The organism is Bradyrhizobium sp. Leo78 (assembly GCF_059512425.1).
On record NZ_JCAMOT010000008.1, the window covers coordinates 231,725 to 251,564 of the forward strand.

Below are 19,840 nucleotides of genomic sequence, written 5' to 3' on the forward strand. Positions count from 1 at the left end.
TCCTGTGGCTGCGTCGGCCGCTCGACTGCCTCCAAGCAATAGCTGCCGGGTGGCTTCCCCAAGCCCCGATCTGCCGCAATTGGGGCGGTCGGCAAGCCCAAATTAAGCCCCACCCGCTCCGGATTTGCGGCGCATTGCGACCCAACTTCCTACCGAGAGTTAGGGGTTAAGGGGTAGCCGGTGTTATCGGGGATGTAGATGTCAAAGCGTACCGCCCAATTTATTTCAGCACTTGTTGCTACGATGCTGGCGGGTGCCAGCTTCACCGCCGGAGCAGAAAACAGTACCGAGAGTGCCGACAGCGCCAAGACTGCCGACAGTTGCCTGTCGGCTCCACAGGGGGCTGCGCCTGCAGGAAGCCATTGGTATTATCGCCTTGAGCGCTCCACCAAGCGCAAGTGCTGGTATGTCCGCGAAGGGAGCAGCAAGGCGGCGAAGGCCGCGCCTGTACAGCAGGAATCCCCGCCGCCGGCCGAAGCCGCCAACCCGTCACAGCCGGCGGCCAGCATCAGCCCGTCGGTCGCAGATGCGCGCGCTGAGCTGACCCCACCCCAGGCGGACGCCAAACAGAAGCTCGCCTCCGCCCTCGACAACGCGCCGCCTTCCGTCGGGGCACCCGCCTCCGGCTCGCTGGTTTCGGCACGCTGGCTTGACCAATCGAGCATGGCCGCATCCGGTGGCACCAAGGTCGCCGCCGCCGATAGCGGCGCGAGCCCACAGGAAGAGCCGGCGGCGGCGCCGCAATCCGCGCCGCCGCCGGCGCCCGCGGCAACGACGCATTCGACCGTTGAGAAGCAATCAACCTCGACGCTGTTGTTCATCATGGCAGGCACACTTGCGCTCGCCGGCCTGGTCGGCGGCCTCATCTTCCGGCTCAACCGCACGGGCACGCCACCCTACGAGGTCGATAATGAGTGGCGCGCGCCCTGGGACCGCGATCACGCCGAGCGCGCCCCTCAACTGGCCGCCGAGCACAAGGAGATCCCGCCACGTCCGGTCGAATCGCCGCGAGCGCCTCGCATCGAAGCGGAGCAGCGGGGGCCCGGGCCTGAGCCTTCGTTCGAAGATACGCAGCGGGAGATCAAGGAAATGCTCGCGCGTCTGGCGAAAAGCGCGACCGCCTGAGCGGAGCGGATCACTTCTCGAGCTGGCGCTGCAGGTTGCGCACGAACTCGGTCAGGCCGGTGCGGCGCTCGCGCTTCAGCCGCTCCGCCTTCAGGATCGACTGCACTTCGGCGAAGGCGTGATCGACGTTCTGGTTGATGACGATGTAGTCGTACTCGGCCCAATGGCTGAGTTCGTGGGTGGCGCGATTCATCCGCCCGCGGATCACTTCCGCGGAATCCTGCGCACGGGTGTGCAGGCGCTTCTCGAGATCGGCCGCCGACGGCGGCAGGATGAAGACGCTGACCACGTCGGCGCGCGCCTTCTCGCGCAGTTGCTGGGTGCCCTGCCAGTCGATGTCGAACAGCACGTCCTGTCCGGCCGACAGCGCGGCTTCGACCGGCCGGCGCGGCGTGCCGTAGCGGTTGTCGAACACGGTCGCCCATTCGAGCAACTCGCCCTGAGCGACCATCTTCTCGAATTTCGTCTTGTCGACAAAGAAATAGTCGCGGCCCTCGACCTCGCCCGGCCGCATCGGCCGCGTCGTCGCCGACACCGACATTTTCAGGCCGGGCATCCGCTCGATCAACAGCCGCGACAGCGTCGTCTTGCCGGCGCCTGACGGCGACGACAGCACGAACATCAGCCCGCGCCGCTCGACCCCGTCAAAGCCGTGGGCCTCTCCTTGGGCCACCATTATCCTCACTCCAGATTCTGAACCTGCTCGCGGAACTGCTCGACCACGTTCTTCATCTCGAGCCCGGTATTGGTGAGCTCGATATCGTTCGATTTCGAGCAGCAGGTATTGACCTCGCGATTGAATTCCTGTGCCAGGAAATCCAGCCGGCGTCCGATCGCTCCGCCCTTGCCGATCATCTCACGCGCCTGCGCGACGTGGGACGCGATGCGGTCGAGTTCCTCGCGGATATCGGCCTTGGTCGCGATCAGGATCGCCTCCTGGTTCAGCCGATCCGCATCGAAACGGTCGGAGGTCTCCAGCAGCGCCGCGACCTGTTCGGCAAGTCGCGCGCGGATCGCCTCCGGCTTGCGGCCCGGTGCCGCTTCCGCCTTCCTGGCGAGCTGTTCGATCTCGTCCATCCGCTGGATCAGCACTTGCCCGAGCGCCGTACCCTCGCGGCGGCGCATCTCGACGAGATGGGCCAGCGCCTGCTCGAAGGCCAGCGCGGCGGCCTCTCTCGCCGCCTTGTCCTCGGCCTCGTCGCTTTCAGGCTCGACCACCTCGATCACGCCCTTGATGCCGAGCAATCCGTCAATGCTCGGCGCCACCGCGTCGATCTTCTGCGCCAGTTCGCCCGCAACCTTCACGATCGAGGCCAGGACGTCTTCGTTGATGCGCACGGCGGACACGGCGTTGGCGCGCTTGACATTGAGATTGGCATAGACGGTTCCGCGCGACAGCACTTCGCTCGCGCGCTTCTTCACCACGGCCTCAAGCTCGTCCCAGCCTGGCGGCAGCCGCAGCCGCAAATCAAAGCCCTTGGCATTGACCGACTTCAGTTCCCACTCGAAGGTATAGGGGCCGCTCGCGCCATGGCTTCGGGCAAAACCGGTCATGCTCGATAGGGCCATCGCATAAAACTTTCTGACAAGAGATGTGAGACTCGCTGGAACGCGTGCGACCTTAAGCCGATTTAACCGAAAGTGGAATTACGTTCGCCGCGACGGGCTAGCGCTCCACCACAGGCGGCGACGTCGTCGACTGCGCGGCGCCCTGCCGTGCCGGCCTTGCCGGCTTCTTCGAGTTGGCCGGCGGCTTGGGCGGTGTGGTTGCAGTCGGATTGGTATCGGGCGGCGCGCTGGCGGCGGGCGGCGGCGGATCGTCTGCAGGCTCAACCGTGTCGTTCTGGATCTGCTTTTCGATCGAACGGAGCTTCGCCACGTTCTTTTGGTGCTGATCGTAGGTCTCGGTGAACGCATGCCCGCCGCTGCCGTCGGCAACGAAGAACAGATCGCGGGTGCGTGCCGGATTGGCTGCGGCTTCGAGCGAGGCGCGGCCGGGATTGGCGATCGGGCCCGGCGGCAGGCCGTCGATGACATAGGTGTTGTAGGGCGACGGCTGGGTGATCTCGCTGCGCTTGATCGGCCGCCCCAGCGTTCCCTTGCCGCCGACCAGCCCGTAGATGATGGTCGGGTCTGACTGCAGCTTGATCTTCTGCCGCAGACGATTGACGAACACCGCCGAGACGCGGCTGCGCTCATCGGCCCTGCCGGTCTCCTTCTCGACGATCGACGCCAGCGTCACGAGTTGCTCCGGCGTTCTGACCGGAATGTCCGGATTGCGGCGTTCCCAGATTTCCGTCAGCACGCGCTTCTGGGTCTGCTGCATGCGCTGGATCACCTGCTCGCGCGTGGTGCCGCGAGGGAATTTGTAGGTCTCCGGCAACAGCGTGCCCTCGCGCGGTATCTCGCGCACCGAACCTGTGAAGATGTCGTTGTCCGACAGCCGTGCCACGATCTGCTCGGAGGTCAGGCCTTCGGGAATGGTAACGGCGTGCTGCACCACCTTGCCTTCCACGATGGTGCCGATGACGTCGCGCAGGCTCGCGCTCTTCTGGAACGAATATTCGCCGGGCTTGAGATCGGAACTCGCCTTCATCGCAAACACGCTGCCGATGAAGACCCAGGGATTGACGTCGATCACACCCTCACGCTGCAGGATGTCGGCGATATCGCGCTTGCCGGCCCGCTGCGGAATGTTGACGATCTTGTCCTCCTGCAGCGGTCCCGACGCTTCCAGGGTCTGCTTTCCGTAGTAATAGGCGATGCCCGCGCCAATCATCAGAAGGATCAGCAGGGTGATGATGGCATTACCGACCACGACGAACGGATTGCGGGCGCGGTCCGACCGTTTCGGCGGCGGCGGGACCTGTTCAGGCTCCAGCGCGGCGCGCGGGCTTCGCGGTGAAATGGGCGGCCTCTCACTCATCGATTCGACCTGAATCCTGCCGGTTCAATCGTGGCCTGACAAACCTAAAGTCCTGCCAATACGATCAATACTATACGAGTATGCGCCCGCGCCTAGAAGTCATCGGCGATTGCGGCAAAACGGTGAACTGGCTCCAATCCGCCTGCTGGGACATGATCCGGAAAAGTGGAAACCGGTTTTCCCTCGCGATAAACGCGCAGCGTTTGTGCTGACATCATGCCCAAACAAAGAGGTCAGATCATGATCCGATTCGATCAATCGGATCATGATCTAGTTGATAACACGCTGCAGGATCACGGAAGCGTTAGTGCCTCCGAAGCCGAACGAGTTGGACAACGCCACATTGATCTCGCGCTTGCGCGGCGTGTGCGGCACGAGATCGATCGCCGTCTCCACTGACGGATTGTCGAGATTGATCGTCGGCGGGGCGATGTTGTCGCGAATCGCCAGGATGCTGAAGATCGCCTCGATCGCGCCGGCGGCGCCGAGCAGATGTCCGGTCGACGACTTCGTCGACGACATCGAGACTTTCGACGCCGCATTGCCGAGCAGCCGCTCGACCGCGCCGAGTTCGATCTCGTCGCCAACCAGCGTCGAGGTGCCGTGGGCGTTGATGTAGTCGATATCGGACGGCGTCATGCCGGCACGCTTCAATGCCGCCGACATGCTGCGGAAGCCGCCGTCTCCGTCCGGCGACGGCGAGGTGATGTGATAGGCGTCGCCCGAGAGTCCGTAGCCGACGACCTCCGCATAGATCCTCGCGCCGCGGTTTTTCGCGTGCTCATATTCCTCAAGCACGACGATGCCGGCGCCCTCGCCCATCACGAAGCCGTCGCGGTCCTTGTCGTAAGGACGCGACGCCTTGATCGGCGTCTCGTTGAAACTGGTGGACAGCGCGCGCGCCGCGCAGAAGCCGGCCATGCCGATGCGGCAAATCGGCGATTCGGCGCCGCCGGCCACCATCACCTCGGCATCCCCGAGCGCGATCAGCCGAGCAGCGTCGCCGATCGCATGCGCGCCCGTCGAGCAGGCGGTCACGACCGCATGGTTCGGCCCCTTCAGGCCGTGCTCGATCGAGACGTATCCCGACGCCAGATTGATCAGCCGGCCCGGAATGAAGAACGGCGACACCTTGCGCGGACCGCGTTCCTTGAGCAGCACCGCCGTGTCGGCGATGCCCGAGAGGCCGCCGATGCCGGAGCCGATCAACGTGCCGGTCGCGCACTTGTCCTCTTCGCTCTCCGGATGCCAGCCGGCATCGTCGAGCGCCTGCTTGGCCGCGCACATCGCGAAGATGATGAAGTCATCGACCTTGCGCTGGTCCTTCGGCTCCATCCACTGATCGGGATTGAAGGTGCCCTCGCTGCCATCGCCGCGCGGCACCACGCAGGCAACCTGGCTCGGCAGATCAGAGACATCGAAGGTCTCGATCCTGCGCGCCCCACTGCGGCCCTCAAGGATACGTGCCCAACTGGTGTCGACGCCACAGCCGAGTGGTGTAACCATGCCCAGCCCCGTGACGACAACACGTCTCATGTCAAGAACTCCGTCCTGAAATGCGCGGTCAATAACAAGAAACCGGGGGACCGCCTGACAACGGTCCGTCCGGCTTCGTCGGCACCGCGAAGGGCGTCAGCTTTTCGCGTTCTTCTCGAGAAACTTGGTCGCGTCGCCGACCGTCAGGATCGTCTCCGCGGCGTCGTCGGGAATCTCGCAACCAAATTCTTCTTCGAATGCCATCACGAGCTCGACGGTGTCGAGACTGTCTGCGCCGAGGTCATCGATGAAACTTGCGCTGTCGACCACCTTCTCCGGCTCAACGCCAAGGTGCTCGACTACAATCTTCTTTACCCGCTCGCCAATCTCACTCATCGTTCACCCTCGTGCTTGTTCCATTGGACCCGACCCCCAGACGATACGAGCCATCGTGGTCGTGTAGTTTTCCTGAGCTGTCGCGCATAGTCTTGATTCGGCGGTCGTGGCCGACTAAGTCCCGGCGAACGGCAGGCGTCGCCACGCCAATATACAGGGTTTCAACATCCTGCAATGGCGTTCTTTGCCCATCCGCGGCTGGTTCGGTTATCATAATTCCCTAGTCTTGACTATAAGCCCCGCCCGGTCGCCGGTAGGGCATTCCGCCACGCAAAAACGCTCCGGTAACCCGCTCAAAACATGGCCATTCCGCCATTGACGTGAATCGTCTGTCCGGTCACGTAGGCGGCCTCATTGGAAGCAAGGTAGACGGCTGCGGCGGCGATGTCTTCGGACGTTCCGAGTCGCGCCGCAGGAACCTTTGCCAGGATGGCCTCGCGCTGCTTGTCGTTCAGCGCATCCGTCATCGGCGTCTTGATGAAGCCCGGCGCAATGCAATTGGCGGTCACGCCACGCTTGGCATATTCGGCGCCCAGCGTCTTGATCAGGCCGATGATACCGGCCTTCGACGCGGTGTAGTTGGCCTGGCCGGGATTGCCGGTGACGCCGACGATCGAGGTAATGGCGATGATGCGGCCGAAGCGCTTGCGCATCATCAATTTGGTGGCGGCGCGCGCAAGGCGGAAGGTCGCCGTCAGGTTGATCGCGATCACCTCGTCCCAATCCTCGTCGCGCAACTGCACGAACAGATTGTCGCGCGTGATTCCGGCATTGGCGACGAGGATGTCGACCTGTCCCATGGCGGTCTCCGCCGCGGGCACCAATGCTTCGACTTCGGCAGTGTTGGAGAGATTGCACGGCAGGACGTGAACACGCTCGCCGAGCTTGGCTGCAAACGCATCCAGCACCTCGCGCCGCGTGCCCGAGATCGCAACGGTTGCGCCCTGCGCGTGCAGCGCCTGCGCGATCGCGCCGCCAATGCCACCGGTTGCGCCAGTGACCAGCGCGGTCCTGCCCGTCAAATCAAACATTACTATCTCCTCTCGGCTCTCTTAGAGCATGATCTCCGCGTAAACGCATCGCGTTTGTCGCGAGGGGAAAACCGGCACTCACTTTTCCCGATCATGCTTCAGGCCGAAGCGGCCAATGCATCCTTGGCGGCCGCGATATCACCGGGACCGCCGACGGAAACTCCTACCGCGCCATCGGCGATGCGCTTGACCAGTCCGGTCAGGACCTTGCCGGCGCCGATCTCGAAGAAGCGCGTCACGCCCTTGCCTGCCATATAGGCGACCGACTCGCGCCAGCGCACCGTGCCGGTGACCTGTTCGATCAGTCGGCGGCGGATCTCGTCGGGATCGGTGATGGCGCTCGCCAGCACGTTCGAGACCAGCGGGGCGGTCGGCGCCTTGATGGTGACGCCGGATAACGCCTCGGCCATGGCGTCGGCCGCCGGCTGCATCAACTTGCAATGGAACGGAGCCGACACCGGCAGCAGCATCGCCCGCTTGGCGCCCTTGCCTTTGGCGATCTCGACCGCGCGATCGACGGCTGCCTTGTCGCCGGAAACCACGACCTGTCCGCCGCCATTATCATTGGCCGCCTGGCACACTTGGCCCTGGGCGGCTTCCTCGGCGACCGCCATCGCCGCCTCATAGTCGAGGCCGAGCAGCGCGGCCATGGCGCCGACGCCGACGGGCACCGCCTTCTGCATCGCAAGGCCGCGGGTGCGCAACAGGCGCGCGGTATCGCTGACGCTGAGGCTGCCGGCGGCGGCCAGTGCCGAGTACTCGCCGAGCGAATGGCCCGCGACATAGGCCGCGTCGCGACCAACCGAGAAGCCAGCCTCAGTCTCCAGCACGCGCAGCGTCGCGATCGAGACCGCCATCAGCGCCGGCTGGGCATTCTCGGTGAGCTGCAGGGTTTCGGCCGGACCGTCCCAGATGATCCCGGTCAGCTTCTCTCCCAGCGCGGCGTCAACCTCGTCGAACACCGCGCGGGCCACCAGAAAGGCATCGGCGAGGGCCTTGCCCATGCCGACGGCCTGCGACCCCTGCCCCGGAAAAGTGAATGCTGCCGTCATGGCGCTCCCAAGCTGTTTGGGCATGATCTCCGGGAAAGGCGGCTTCCGCTCCTTCCGGATCATGCTCTGGACGGGCGCGTAAGACACCGTCCGGGGCCGGGATGTCAAGCCGCGGTGCGGCATTGAAATGGGGACTTCCCCCTAGAACCCGCCGGCCCTCTGGTCCGCGCCGACATCCCCGCCGGCCCTCGCCCGGCGTGCGTTGCTCGCCAATTGCCCCGGCCGATCCTCTTGGTCCGGCTTCGCGGTCGCCAGCCTCAGCACCGCGAGATAGCCCGGCTGCACCTCCATTTGGCCGGCGTGCCGGCTTTCGCTGAGAATGCGGTGAACCAGCGGCAGGTTGTAGCACGGGACGTAGAACAGCAGGTGATGCTCAAGGTGATAATTCACGTAATAGGGGGCGATGAACAGCCGCTCGAGGAAGCTGGCATGCGTAGTGCGGGTGTTGCGCAGGGGATCGTGGCTGTCAGGAACGACGGCGTGCTCGGCGATGTTGCGGATGCGCGTGATCACCATCATCCAGGTGAGCAGCGGAACCAGCCATAGCAGTGGATAAGCCCACCACACGCCGGCGGCCGCGAGCCCTGCGAACAGAAGGCCGTTGACGATGAATTGCGGCCCGAGCTTCTCCCAGAAATGCGCGCCGCGCTGCCGCCATGGCCACTGCTTCGGCCCGAGCGCATTGAGCAGTTGCGCCTTGCGCTGCTGATAGCCGGTCTGGCCGGTGATGTCGCGAATGAACTTGCGCCGGTAGCTCATCCTGGTGATCGGAAACGGCGCCGACAGCACGAGATCCGGATCATCCTCCTGCTGCGTCCGCGCGTGATGCTGCAGGTGATAGCGGCGATAGGCCCGCGTCTCCGCAAAGATCGGATAGGCGCAGAACCATTGGCTCAATGTCAGATTGGTCTTCTCGTCCGCGGAAAGGCATCCATGCGCGCCGTCGTGCATCAGGATCGCGAGCCCGAGCTGGCGCGAGCCGATGATCGCGACAGCGAGGAGATATGTCAGCGGATTCGGCCACCACGCCACCAAGGCGATCGCGCCTGATATCAGCACCCAGGCATGTGCGATCAGTGCGACGCCCTTTAAGGTCGAGCGCTGGCGCACGGCGATCAATTGATCCTCGGTCAGGAAGTCGCGGGCGCGGATGCGAAGCGCGGTCATGACGAAGCCTCCTCGTCGCGTGAGGTGGAAGTGGATGTGCTGGGATCGCCGACCAGGCGCAGGCGCCGGTTGTCGCCGCTGGATGTGGCGGTGGCCTGCTCGCCGAGCACGCGCAGCATTTCGCTGCACAGCTCCTCCGCCGAGCGACCCATCGCATAGCCTTCGAGGATGACACCGATCGCAAGCGCCCAGAACCGCCGCGAGGTCGCGGCCGGATCGCGCAGCGTGCGCCAGCCGTGCCGTTCGATCTGCCCCGCATAGGCGCGCAGCCCTTCGCTGTGCAGCCGCTCGATGGTCCGCTCCACCAGCGGTGCGAGATCCTGGCGGCGCCGTGTCAGGGTCAGCGCCTCCGCAAAGAAGGCAACCGAATCGGTTGCCGTCACCGTCTCGACCAGTGCACGCGTGTAGTTCTGCGGCGTCTCCGCCCGCAGCGCAGCCTCTTCCGCGGCACGCGCGACATAGAGCATGTCGCGGCAGGCAGCCTCGACGAAGAGCGCCTCCTTGGTGCGGAAATAGTAGGTGATCTGGCTCGGAAAGGCGTCCGCGGCCACAGCGATATCGGTGATCGAAGCGCCGGCCAGCCCTTGTTCCCTAAACAGGCGGCTTGCGGCGTCGAGCAGCAGCGAACGCATCTTGCGCCCGGCCGCACGTGTGGCGCGAACGGCATGTTTGGGATCGCCGGCTGGCGATTCGGACGCAGCTTTGGCTGCCATTAGATGCCTCCTCGACTTATTTGTATGATATACAAACAAATAAATCAAGACCGAGCTGGACGAACGGATCCGGTGCAGATAGGCCCGCTACCACGGGCAAAAACTTGGCCGGCAATCTTGCCAAGGCCCGCAAAATCCTTATAAAGCCCGCCATCCGTGGGTCCCGGCCGGGAGCTGAACGGACGGTCTCAGCAATTTCATTCGTTGATTTTGATGTGGCAGGGCCAGTCGGCCCGTCGTCCCGTGCTTCCGCCTTCTGAGCAACATCGAGTCCTTTCCGAAGGTCTCGAAGGGCTTGTCGCCGGGAACCGCGCCAACTTTAGAAAGGACATCCATGCCTCTTTACGAGCATGTTTTTCTCGCGCGCCAGGACGCGAGCACCCAGCAGGTTGACGAACTGACAGCGCAGATGACCGGCATCGTCGAACAGGCCGGCGGCAAGGTCACCAAGACCGAGAATTGGGGCGTGCGCTCCCTCACCTACCGCATGAACAAGAATCGCAAGGCGCATTTCGTGCTGATGAACGTCGACGCGCCGTCTTCCGCGATCAGCGAGATCGAGCGTCAGGAGCGGATCAGCGAAGACGTCATCCGCTATCTCACCGTCCGCGTCGAGGAACTCGAGGAAGGCCCGTCGGCGATGATGCGCAAGGCTGACCGTGACCGTGAGCGCGATGATCGCGGCGGCGGCTTCCGCGGCGACCGCGAGGGTGGCGGCTTCCGTGGCGATCGCGACGGCGGTGGATTCCGCGGCGACCGTGGCCCGCGCCGTCCGCGCGATGAAGAAGCTGCGACCGAGGAGTAAGAATCATGGCCGAAGCCGGTGCCCGCCGTCCGTTTTTCCGTCGCCGCAAGTCCTGCCCGTTCACGGGTCCGAATGCGCCGAAGATCGACTACAAGGATTCCAAGCTGCTGATGCGTTACGTCTCCGAGCGCGGCAAGATCGTGCCGAGCCGCATCACGGCCGTTTCCGCCAAGAAGCAGCGTGAACTCGCCCGCGCCATCAAGCGCGCGCGCTTCCTCGGCCTCTTGCCCTACGTGATTCGCTAATCAATCCGGTCCGCAGCACCTCGCGCGCTGCGGACCATTTGCTCATAAGGCTTCCGGGTCGTCCGGTCGCCGATGGTTGGGGTTCTCAGGCAGGACCTCTAACCGCTCGAAAGGAGCGGGACAGCTGATGATCGCGACGTTGTTCATTGCTATCGCTGCTGGCTGCGCGTCGGCGTTGATGTTCGCCTCGATGATTTCGGGCGCGATGATCTCGCTGTTGCTGTTCTGGCTGGCGCCGCTGCCATTGATGATGGCGGGGCTCGGCTGGGGTCCGCTTACGGCAAGTATTGGCGGGATTGCGGCCGCGCTGGGCCTCGGCGCGATCTTCGGCCTGCCCTATTGCATCACCTTTGTCATCATGGTTGCGCTGCCGGCCTGGTGGCTCGGGTATCTCGCGCTGTTGGGACGCCCGATTGCGGACCCGAGCCCGGGCGGCGTGCCGGCGCCAGGGACCGCCAATCTCGAATGGTATCCGGTCGGCCGTATCCTGCTCTGGATCGCGGGCTTTGCCGTGCTCACCACGATGGCGGCCCTGCTCACGCTGGGGACCGACGCCGCCACCATAGCGGCTGCCATGAAGCGCGGCCTGATGCGGGTTCTGGACTCGCGCATGGTGACGACGAGCGCCGACGTGGAACGCGTCGTCGACGCGATGGTGGCGGTCGCACCGCTCGCGGCAGTCATCGTCACGATGATATCGCTGACGATCAATCTCTGGCTGGCGACCTTGATCACGGCGACCTCGGGCCGCCTGCGACGTCCGTGGCCCGACCTGCGGGCGACTGCGCTGCCGGCGATGACATTGGTGGCTTCGTGCGTCGCCATCGCCTTCTGCTTCACGAGCGGCCTGCTCGCTATCCTCGCACAGGTCATAACCACCGCCCTGATGGCGGCGTACGCGCTTACCGGTTTCGCCGTCTTGCACACGGTGACGCAATCGCTCAACAGCCGCCCGTTCTGGCTGAGCTGCGCCTATGTCGTTGTCGTGATCTTCACCTGGCCCGTGATCGCGATGGTGGTGCTCGGAATAGCCGATGCGCTGTTCGGATTGCGCCAGCGCTATCTGCGGACCAGGCCGCCCCCGCTCCCTGCATCCTGAACTCGACCGATCAACCCAAACCAAGATTGAAGGAGAAGCAATATGGAAGTCATTCTTTTGGAACGTGTCGCCAAGCTCGGCCAGATGGGCGAAGTCGTGAAGGTGCGCGACGGCTTTGCGCGCAACTTCCTCCTGAAGCGCGGCAAGGCGCTGCGCGCCACCGCCGATAACCGCGCCAAGTACGAAGGCATGAAGGCCGAACTCGAGGCCAACAACATCAAGGCCAAGTCCGAAGCCGGCAAGGTGGCCGAGAAGATCGACGGCCGCGAGATCGTGATCATTCGCCAGGCTTCCGAAAGCGGTCAGCTATTCGGCTCGGTTTCGGTGCGCGACATCGTCGCGGCGCTGGCGACCGACGGCATCATCGTCAACCGGCCGCAGGTATGGCTGGACTCGCCGATCAAGGTGATCGGCCAGCAGAAGGTGACGATCGCCGTCCACCCCGAGGTCGAGACCAGCATCACCGTCATCGTCGCGCGCAGCGCGGATGAAGCCGAGCGCATCAAGCGCGGTGAGGACATCTCGAGCCGCCAGGAAGACCAGGACGCCGCAGCCGAGGCGCTTGCCGCCGCCGGCGAGTTCTTCGATCCGGAAGCGCAGCAGGAGGAGCCGGTGGAGCCGGCGCCGGCTGCCGAGGAGAAATAAGCCTCCTCATCTACCGCAAGATCAAAGCCCGGCCTCGATCAGGCCGGGCTTTCGATTCGGGCCGCCGCCTTCTCATCCAGCATTGGCAATGGAAGCGAGCGCGGTCGCGGTGTGTTTCTCTTTGCCGTCAATCACGCAGAACACGTCGGCTGCGACGACGGCGACCTGCCGTCCCGGCTTGATCACCCGCGCGCGGCAGATCAGGCGATTGCCGGATGCCGGCGAGAGCAGGTTCAATTTGTATTCGGCGGTGAGCCCCCGTCTGGCCACGCGTGGTCGCGGCCGCGATCGTCGTTGCGTTGTCGACCAGGAACGCGGTGACGCCACCGTGGAACAGGCCGTGCTGCTGCAACAGCTCCGGCCCAACGCCGTCACTGCGAAGCTGCAGGCGGGCTTGCGGATGGTTCCGGAGCGCTCGGAGCTGCAGCGGGTGCCGGAGACGCTGGCGTTACCGCTGGAACAGGATCGGACCGCAACGGTGCCGACCCGCTGCCGCTGTTCTCCTTCGACTCGACCTTGGCCGTATCCGGCTTGCTTTCCGAACCAGGCTTGTCTTCCACGGCTGGCTCGGCCTGTCTGGCAGGCTCCTCGCTGGGCTTGCCGCGCTTGCCCAGCTTTTGTTTGGCAGCCGGCTTGGGCTCGGCCCCCTGCTCCGGGCTGGCCGCGTCAGGCGCCGCCTCGCTCGGCTGCTGCTGCCGCTTGGCGTTGCGACCATGCCGCCTGCCCTCGCCTTGTGGATTGAGGCCGTCAACGTCAGGCTTGGCGGCCTGCTGCGCGTCGGGTGTGGGCTCCGACGAACTCCACGGGAACAAGAACCTGCGGCTGGGCCGCTCCGGTTCCGGAGGGCTGGCCGGGCGCGCGGCTTCCTGCTGCTTCGCATCCTTGCCGTGCTTGGTCTGTTCCTGCCGGCCCTGATATCGCGTATCGCTGGCGCCGTTGGAAACGAGATAGGACGCCAGCAGCGAGGCCATGTCGCTGCTCGTGGTGTAGTGCTGGCGCAGGAACCCCGGGAGCGCCGACGCGCTGACGCTCTTGAGCAGGCCGCGCGCCGACTTGTGACAGGCGCTGCAAGTGCCGGCAAAGATCTGCGAGGGGCTCTTGCCGGCCTCCAGATTGGTCGGCTGGGCATGCGCCGAGTTCGCCGCAAGGCCGGCGACAACAAGAATCACCGCCGCGAAAATGAGCGCTCGGCCCGACATCCCCATTCTCCTGATCGTGGAAACCCCCTCCGGCCCTGCTCGATCCGGTAGCGGCGGGCTCCTTTTAGCCGAATATCGGGCGAATGGAAGCGCAGTTGTGACGCATCCACCTAATTGTCACATTCGGGAATATCCGCTTTGACTACAACGCAATAGCGCTTCCCCCCGATCACTCCTACAGTGATGTTGACTCACATTGGAACCATCTGTTCCACTGCGCGTCAGGGTAACGGCCGGTCACTCTGTGGTGCTTCCATGGACCGTTTGTTGCGTTATTTCTTGGGGCAGTTCGTTCGCCACGGCGCGCTTTCGGTCACGACCGCAAGCGGGGCGAAGTTCACCTGCGGCGACGGCGCCGGACAGCCGGTCTCGGTGCGGTTCCGGACGGAAGCCGCGGAGCGGTGGGTGTTGCTCGATCCCGAGCTCAGTCTCGGTGAGTCCTACATGGACGGCACGTTCGTCGTCGAGAATGGCTCGATCGTGGATGCGCTTGCGATCCTGATGGATCAGCCGGACATGCTACCGCGCTGGGCCAAGCCGCAATGGCTCCTGCGCTATCTCGGCAGGCACATCTGGCAATTCAATCCGCGGGGACGGTCGAGGCGCAATGTCGCTCACCACTATGACCTCGATGGCCGGCTTTATTCCCTCTTCCTCGACGCCGACAAGCAATATAGCTGCGCCTATTTCGAGACGCCGGATGCGACGCTGGACGACGCCCAGCTCGCCAAGAAGCGCCATCTCGCCGCCAAGCTCCTGGTGCGGCCGGGCCAGCGCGTGCTCGATATCGGTTCCGGCTGGGGTGGGCTTGGCCTCTACCTCGCCGAGATGACTGGTGCCGACGTCACCGGCGTCACGCTCTCCACCGAGCAGCTCCAGGTTTCGAACACCCGGGCGTCGGAGAAGAACCTCTCGCAATCGGCGCGCTTCCTGCTCGAGGACTATCGCGACATCCCCGGCCCCTTCGACCGCATCATCTCGGTTGGCATGTTCGAACATGTCGGCGTCGACTTCTACGAGACCTTTTTCCGCCGCTGCGCCGAGTTGCTGACCGACGACGGCGTGATGGTGCTGCACTCGATCGGCCGTTCCACGGGGCCTGACGTCACCAGCCCCTGGATCGAGAAATACATCTTCCCCGGCGGCTACATCCCGGCACTTTCCGAAGTGATGCCCGCGATCGAGAAGGCCGGGCTTCTGGTCTGCGACATGGAGATCCTCCGCCTGCACTATGCCGAGACCTTGAAGGCATGGCGTGAGCGCTTCATGGCGCGGCGCGAAGAGGCCGTCCGCCTCTACGATGAGCGCTTTGCGCGGATGTGGGAGTTCTATCTGGCGGCTTCGGAAATGTCGTTCCGCAAGCAGAACATGATGAACTTCCAGCTCCAGCTCACCAAGCGGCAGGGGGTCGTGCCGATCACCCGCGACTATATCGGCCAGGAAGAGGCCAAGCTCCGCGGCATCGAGCAGCGTGCGCGGCCGCGGCTGCAATTGGCGGGCGAATAGGCTCAGTTGCGGAAGCTGAAGGACGAGCCGTAACAGGGATAGGCCACGGCCGGGCGCGCGAGCTGCGCTTCGACGGCGGCGAGCACCTGCTTGTCGCAGGGAACATTGCGGATTTCCGGGCGCGATACCTGCTCCATGGCGTCGATCAGCATCGACAGCCACCGCCGGTCGCCCTGTTCCGATTGCCGGATATGAAATCGCTGGCTCATCGCTTTAACTAACCCGAAACCCTTCGGTCCGTTCCCGCCTACCCTGCCGCAACAAAAATCATTCCCATGTGAACTGGTTCACAAAGGTGGACGGACGGTTTGGGCTAGACCACCGCCATGTCCCACGAGACGTACAGATCCTTGTTCGATCCGCCGCGCGACCTGAAAACCGACTACGCCCTGATCGCTGCGGGCATCGTCGCCGCTTTGGTTGCGTTCGCCTATCTCATCCTCACCTGAGATAGCAGGCCGGTCACGCGCCGTTCCCTTGGATGTTGGTTCGTCCAGGCGGAATTAGGTTCAGCCTGCCCAAAAACATTCCCCACGACTCGCCGCCCCGCTCCCGAAATCCGTCAAGCATCGTGCACCGCTGCTACGTGATTCACACTTCGCTTGTGTGAATCGTGAATAAGGCGCATGGGCACTTCCGCTTCGGACAGCGGTGGCGCTTTATCGCCGCCCCTGCTCGGGGAATCCCAATAACGGCGAAATTCGAAGAATAATTCCGTCCATGGCAACTGATTCGAAGGTCCTGAAGCTCGCGCCCGAGCCGGGAGCACCGGCCTATCGCAGCGCACCGCACAATATCGAAGCGGAACAGGGGCTGTTGGGCGCTATCCTGGTCAACAACGACGCCTTCTACCGCGTCTCGGATTTCCTCGAGCCGAAGCACTTCTTCGAGCCGCTCCATCAGACGATCTATGAGACCGCCGGTAGCCTGATCCGGATGGGCAAGGTCGCTACCCCGGTGACGCTGAAGACCTTCCTGCCGGCGGATACGGACATCGGCGGCATGACGGTTGCCCAATACCTCGCCCGCCTCGCCGCGGAGGCGACCACGATCATCAACGCCCAGGACTATGGCCGGACCGTCTACGACCTGTCGCTGCGGCGCGACCTGATCCGGATCGGCGAAGACATGGTCAACGTCGCATTCGACGCGCCGGTCGATTTCGCCCCACGCGCCCAGATCGAGGACGCCGAGCGCCAGCTCTACGAGCTCGCCGAGACCGGCCGCTATGACGGCGGTTTCCAACGCTTCGCCCAGGCGCTGACGATTGCGGTCGACATGGCCGCGAAAGCGTTCCAGCGCGACGGCAAGCTGTCCGGCATCTCCACCGGCCTGCGCGACCTCGACACCAGGATGGGCGGCCTGCAGCCGTCGGACCTCATCATCCTCGCCGGCCGCCCCGGCATGGGCAAGACCTCGCTCGCGACCAACATCGCCTACAACATCGCCAGGGCCTATGAGGGCGAGGTGCAGGCCGACGGCAGCATCAAGGCAATCCACGGCGGCGCGGTCGGCTTCTTCTCCTGCGAAATGTCGGGCGAGCAGCTCGCCACCCGTATTCTCGCCGAGCGCACCGGAATCCCATCGAGCCACATCCGCCGCGGCGGTATCACCGAGATGGATTTCGAGAAGATCCGCGAATGCTCGATCGAGCTGCAGTCCCTGCCCTTCTATGTCGACGAAACCGGCGGCCTGTCGATCTCTCAGCTCACCGCCCGGGCGCGGCGGCTGAAGCGGCAGAAGGGCCTCGACCTCATCGTCATCGACTACATCCAGCTGCTGTCGGGATCGGGCAAGCGCGGCAACGACAACCGCGTCCAGGAAATCACGGAGATCACGACCAACCTGAAGGCGCTGGCCAAGGAATTGAATGTTCCCATCATCGCGCTGTCGCAGCTGTCGCGCCAGGTGGAGAACCGCGACGACAAGCGTCCGCAACTCGCCGACTTGCGTGAATCCGGTTCGATCGAGCAGGACGCCGACGTGGTGATGTTCGTCTACCGCGAGGAATATTACCTCGCCATGAAAGAGCCTCGCCCAGGCACACCGGAACACGAGAAGTGGCAGACCGACATGGGCCTCGCGCATGGCAAGGCCGAAGTCATCATCGGCAAGCAGCGCCACGGCCCGACCGGCACGGTCGAGCTGCACTTCGAAGCCAGCGTGACGCGGTTCGGCGACCTCGCCCATGACGGTCATGTGCCGGACCGGCCTTCTTATTGATGCGCGGTTGAACCATTGCTGCCGCCCGCGTAAAACGGCGCCATGAACGTCGCTTCCGATCCGAAATCGATCCCGCAGGGCGCGCAACTTGCGTCCGACGCAAGCCAGCTCGCGGTGCCTCCGACCGCCACCGGCGTCCTGACCGTCGATCTCGACGCCATCATCGCCAACTGGCGCAGGCTCGAGAAAGCAGCGGTTCCAGCCGAATGCGGCGCCGTCGTGAAGGCTGACGGCTATGGCTGCGGCGCTGCGCAGGTTTCGCGGGCATTGGCTGGCGCCGGCTGCAAGACGTTCTTCGTCGCCAATATCGAAGAGGCGCGCGCCGTGCGCGAGGCGGTGCCGTCCGCCACCATCTATGCGCTCGGCGGCTTCTTCCAGAACACCGGCGACAGCTACGCCAAGTTCGACTGCCAGCCCGTGATTGGCGATCTCAACGAACTCGCCGAATGGGACGTGTTCTGCCGTCGCTCCGGCTGGTCGGGCGGCGCCGCTATTCACATCGACACCGGCATGAACCGGCTCGGGTTCACAATCAACGAGGCGCAGGGCATCATCCCGCGCATCAATGCCGGCGATCACGGCATCACGCTGGTGATGAGCCACCTCGTCGCCGCCGAGCAGCTCAACAACCCGATCAATGCGAGGCAGCTTGCGGCCTTCCGCGAGATCGCGAGCCTGTTCACCGGCGTGCCGGCGTCGCTTGCGAATTCCTCCGGCATTTTCCTCAGCCCCCAATTCCAGTTCGATCTGGTGCGGCCGGGAGCGGCGCTCTACGGCGTCAACCCGACGCCCGAGGCCGACAACCCGATGCGGCCGGTGGTCGATCTCAAGGCCCGCATCGTGCAGATCCGCCACATCGATCGCGGCGAGACCGTCGGCTATGGCGGCACCTGGACCGCGCGGCGGCCGACGCGACTGGCGGTCATCTCGGTCGGCTATGCCGACGGCTATTTCCGCGCCGCGAGCTCGAACGACGGCACCCGCGGCGCCGACGTTGTGGTCGCCGGCAAGCGCTGTCCGATCGCCGGCCGCATCTCGATGGACCTGATCGCCGTCGACATCACCGAACTCGACAAGAATGCCGTGCGGCGCGGCCACATGGTCACGCTGATCGGCGAAGGCATCACGGTCGACGAAACAGCGCATCATTTCGGCACCATCGGCTATGAGGTGCTGACCAGCCTCGGACCGCGTTATGCGCGCATCTACAAGGGCGGCAATCCCGCGGAGGAGCCGCCGCCCCCGCTCGCCGACTCCGGCAACGCGCCGACCTGATCGGGTCGGGATGGATCGCGGTCGTCTCGACGCATGAAGATCGCGACCTTCAACATCAATAACATCAACCGCCGCCTGCCGAACCTCTTGCACTGGCTGCGCGCGGCAAAACCCGATGTCGTCAGCCTGCAGGAATTGAAGGCGACCGATAGCGAGTTTCCGACTGCCGCAATCGAAAAGGCCGGCTATGGCGCGGTGTGGCACGGGCAGAAGACCTGGAACGGCGTTGCGATCCTCGCGCGAAAAGCCGAGCCGGTGTTGATCCGCACCGCCCTGCCCGGCGATCGCACCGATCATGAGGCGCGCTATATCGAGGCCGCGGTCAAGGGCATCATCGTCACCAGCCTCTATCTGCCGAACGGCAACCCGCAGCCCGGGCCGAAATTCGACTACAAGCTTGCCTGGTTCAGGCGATTGCGCGCGCATGCCGCGAAGCTTCTCAAAGAGGATGTCCCGGTCGTGCTCGCCGGCGACTACAACGTCGCGCCGACCGAGCTCGACATCTATCCGACGCGCTCCTGGGACAAGGATGCATTGATCCAGCCGAAGAGCCGCGCCGCGTTCAAGGCGCTGGTCGATCAGGGCTGGTGCGACGCGATCCGCACGCTGCATCCGGCAAATCCGATGTTCACCTTCTGGGACTACAAGCGCAATCGCTGGCCGCGTGATGCGGGGCTGAGACTCGATCATCTGTTGCTCAGTCCTGTGCTCGTGCCGCGCCTGACGAAGGCCGGCGTCGACCGCGACGTCAGAGGCGACCAAGGCGCGAGCGACCACGCTCCGGCGTGGATCGTGCTGCGGTGATCGTGCCGTAGGATGGGTAGAGCGCAGCGAAACCCATCGCGATGGAGCAAGCCGCACGAATGATGGGTTTCGCTCCGCTCGACCCATCCTACGATGGCCGCCTTCGCGGGCATGACTAGTCTGAGGGATACGAGTTCGCATTCTCGCGGCGCC

Annotated in this window: 21 protein-coding genes and 1 pseudogene; 10 read left to right on the forward strand and 12 right to left on the reverse strand. The window is 64.3% G+C overall.

Annotated elements, in window-relative coordinates; genetic code table 11:
* The first annotated feature begins 198 nt into the window (after window positions 1-198).
* Window positions 199-1,125 carry a hypothetical protein gene (locus AC5ZG1_RS13465; protein WP_496133142.1) on the forward strand — a complete coding sequence of 309 codons (927 nt, stop codon included), beginning with the start codon at window positions 199-201 and terminating at the stop codon, window positions 1,123-1,125.
* Window positions 1,126-1,135: 10 nt separating this feature from the next.
* Here the strand turns inward: AC5ZG1_RS13465 and gmk are convergent, their stop codons facing one another.
* The 9 genes from gmk to AC5ZG1_RS13510 all read right to left on the reverse strand — a co-directional run bounded on the left by gmk (window position 1,136) and on the right by AC5ZG1_RS13510 (window position 9,886).
* Entirely contained in the window at window positions 1,136-1,801 is a 666-nt protein-coding gene (gene gmk, locus AC5ZG1_RS13470; protein WP_208826945.1) for a guanylate kinase, read from the reverse strand.
* A 5-nt stretch (window positions 1,802-1,806) separates the two neighbouring features.
* Complete coding sequence (locus AC5ZG1_RS13475; RefSeq protein WP_130229789.1) at window positions 1,807-2,694, reverse strand: YicC/YloC family endoribonuclease; 888 nt, start codon at window positions 2,692-2,694, stop codon at window positions 1,807-1,809.
* A gap of 97 nt (window positions 2,695-2,791) precedes the next feature.
* Window positions 2,792-4,051: an endolytic transglycosylase MltG gene (gene mltG, locus AC5ZG1_RS13480; protein ID WP_130231542.1), complete on the reverse strand. Its 1,260-nt coding sequence runs from the start codon at window positions 4,049-4,051 to the stop codon at window positions 2,792-2,794.
* A gap of 270 nt (window positions 4,052-4,321) precedes the next feature.
* Window positions 4,322-5,587, reverse strand: a complete 1,266-nt coding sequence (gene fabF / locus AC5ZG1_RS13485) for a beta-ketoacyl-ACP synthase II (RefSeq protein WP_496133143.1) — start codon at window positions 5,585-5,587, stop codon at window positions 4,322-4,324.
* Between the two features lie 96 nt (window positions 5,588-5,683).
* Window positions 5,684-5,923, reverse strand: a complete 240-nt coding sequence (locus tag AC5ZG1_RS13490; protein WP_002716125.1) for an acyl carrier protein — start codon at window positions 5,921-5,923, stop codon at window positions 5,684-5,686.
* Between the two features lie 293 nt (window positions 5,924-6,216).
* Window positions 6,217-6,954, reverse strand: a complete 738-nt coding sequence (gene fabG / locus AC5ZG1_RS13495; RefSeq protein WP_028165058.1) for a 3-oxoacyl-[acyl-carrier-protein] reductase — start codon at window positions 6,952-6,954, stop codon at window positions 6,217-6,219.
* Window positions 6,955-7,052: 98 nt separating this feature from the next.
* Window positions 7,053-8,006, reverse strand: coding sequence for an ACP S-malonyltransferase (gene fabD, locus AC5ZG1_RS13500; RefSeq protein ID WP_496133144.1), 954 nt, complete (start codon window positions 8,004-8,006; stop codon window positions 7,053-7,055).
* Window positions 8,007-8,147: 141 nt separating this feature from the next.
* On the reverse strand, window positions 8,148-9,173 hold the full coding sequence (locus AC5ZG1_RS13505) for a fatty acid desaturase family protein (protein WP_496133145.1): 1,026 nt from the start codon (window positions 9,171-9,173) through the stop codon (window positions 8,148-8,150).
* Entirely contained in the window at window positions 9,170-9,886 is a 717-nt protein-coding gene (locus AC5ZG1_RS13510) for a TetR/AcrR family transcriptional regulator C-terminal domain-containing protein (protein ID WP_496133146.1), read from the reverse strand. Before AC5ZG1_RS13510 ends, AC5ZG1_RS13505 begins: the two co-directional genes overlap by 4 nt.
* A 334-nt stretch (window positions 9,887-10,220) precedes the next feature.
* Between AC5ZG1_RS13510 and rpsF the strand changes: the two genes are divergently transcribed.
* The 4 genes from rpsF (at window position 10,221) to rplI (ending at window position 12,680) form a co-directional block, all read left to right on the forward strand.
* Complete coding sequence (rpsF, locus tag AC5ZG1_RS13515; protein WP_028165054.1) at window positions 10,221-10,691, forward strand: 30S ribosomal protein S6; 471 nt, start codon at window positions 10,221-10,223, stop codon at window positions 10,689-10,691.
* Between the two features lie 5 nt (window positions 10,692-10,696).
* Window positions 10,697-10,936, forward strand: coding sequence for a 30S ribosomal protein S18 (rpsR, locus tag AC5ZG1_RS13520; protein ID WP_027583809.1), 240 nt, complete (start codon window positions 10,697-10,699; stop codon window positions 10,934-10,936).
* Window positions 10,937-11,063: 127 nt separating this feature from the next.
* Window positions 11,064-12,035, forward strand: a complete 972-nt coding sequence (locus AC5ZG1_RS13525) for a DUF2232 domain-containing protein (protein ID WP_496133147.1) — start codon at window positions 11,064-11,066, stop codon at window positions 12,033-12,035.
* A 42-nt stretch (window positions 12,036-12,077) separates the two neighbouring features.
* A complete protein-coding gene (rplI, locus tag AC5ZG1_RS13530) occupies window positions 12,078-12,680 on the forward strand; it encodes a 50S ribosomal protein L9 (protein WP_496133148.1) in 603 nt (200 codons plus the stop codon).
* A gap of 38 nt (window positions 12,681-12,718) precedes the next feature.
* On the opposite strand, the pseudogene AC5ZG1_RS13535 reads toward rplI, so the two are convergent.
* Window positions 12,719-13,041, reverse strand: a pseudogene (locus tag AC5ZG1_RS13535) (PaaI family thioesterase); the annotation flags it as partial.
* A gap of 10 nt (window positions 13,042-13,051) precedes the next feature.
* Window positions 13,052-13,879, reverse strand: coding sequence for a hypothetical protein (locus AC5ZG1_RS13540; protein ID WP_456641697.1), 828 nt, complete (start codon window positions 13,877-13,879; stop codon window positions 13,052-13,054).
* Window positions 13,880-14,134: 255 nt separating this feature from the next.
* Here AC5ZG1_RS13540 and AC5ZG1_RS13545 point away from each other — a divergent pair, with 255 nt between their 5' ends.
* A complete protein-coding gene (locus tag AC5ZG1_RS13545; protein ID WP_028165051.1) occupies window positions 14,135-15,385 on the forward strand; it encodes a cyclopropane fatty acid synthase in 1,251 nt (416 codons plus the stop codon).
* Between the two features lie 2 nt (window positions 15,386-15,387).
* On the opposite strand, the gene AC5ZG1_RS13550 is transcribed toward AC5ZG1_RS13545, so the two are convergent.
* On the reverse strand, window positions 15,388-15,537 hold the full coding sequence (locus tag AC5ZG1_RS13550) for a hypothetical protein (protein WP_456641698.1): 150 nt from the start codon (window positions 15,535-15,537) through the stop codon (window positions 15,388-15,390).
* A gap of 174 nt (window positions 15,538-15,711) precedes the next feature.
* Here AC5ZG1_RS13550 and AC5ZG1_RS13555 point away from each other — a divergent pair, with 174 nt between their 5' ends.
* From AC5ZG1_RS13555 to AC5ZG1_RS13570, 4 genes are all read left to right on the forward strand, one after another.
* Window positions 15,712-15,834, forward strand: coding sequence for a hypothetical protein (locus AC5ZG1_RS13555; RefSeq protein WP_283807015.1), 123 nt, complete (start codon window positions 15,712-15,714; stop codon window positions 15,832-15,834).
* 271 nt (window positions 15,835-16,105) lie between these two features.
* The gene (locus AC5ZG1_RS13560; protein WP_028165050.1) at window positions 16,106-17,608 is read left to right on the forward strand and encodes a replicative DNA helicase; all 1,503 of its coding nucleotides are present in this window, start codon (window positions 16,106-16,108) and stop codon (window positions 17,606-17,608) included.
* A gap of 42 nt (window positions 17,609-17,650) precedes the next feature.
* Complete coding sequence (gene alr / locus AC5ZG1_RS13565) at window positions 17,651-18,883, forward strand: alanine racemase (RefSeq protein ID WP_496133149.1); 1,233 nt, start codon at window positions 17,651-17,653, stop codon at window positions 18,881-18,883.
* A gap of 33 nt (window positions 18,884-18,916) precedes the next feature.
* On the forward strand, window positions 18,917-19,687 hold the full coding sequence (locus AC5ZG1_RS13570; protein ID WP_496133150.1) for an exodeoxyribonuclease III: 771 nt from the start codon (window positions 18,917-18,919) through the stop codon (window positions 19,685-19,687).
* Window positions 19,688-19,840 lie beyond the last annotated feature (153 nt).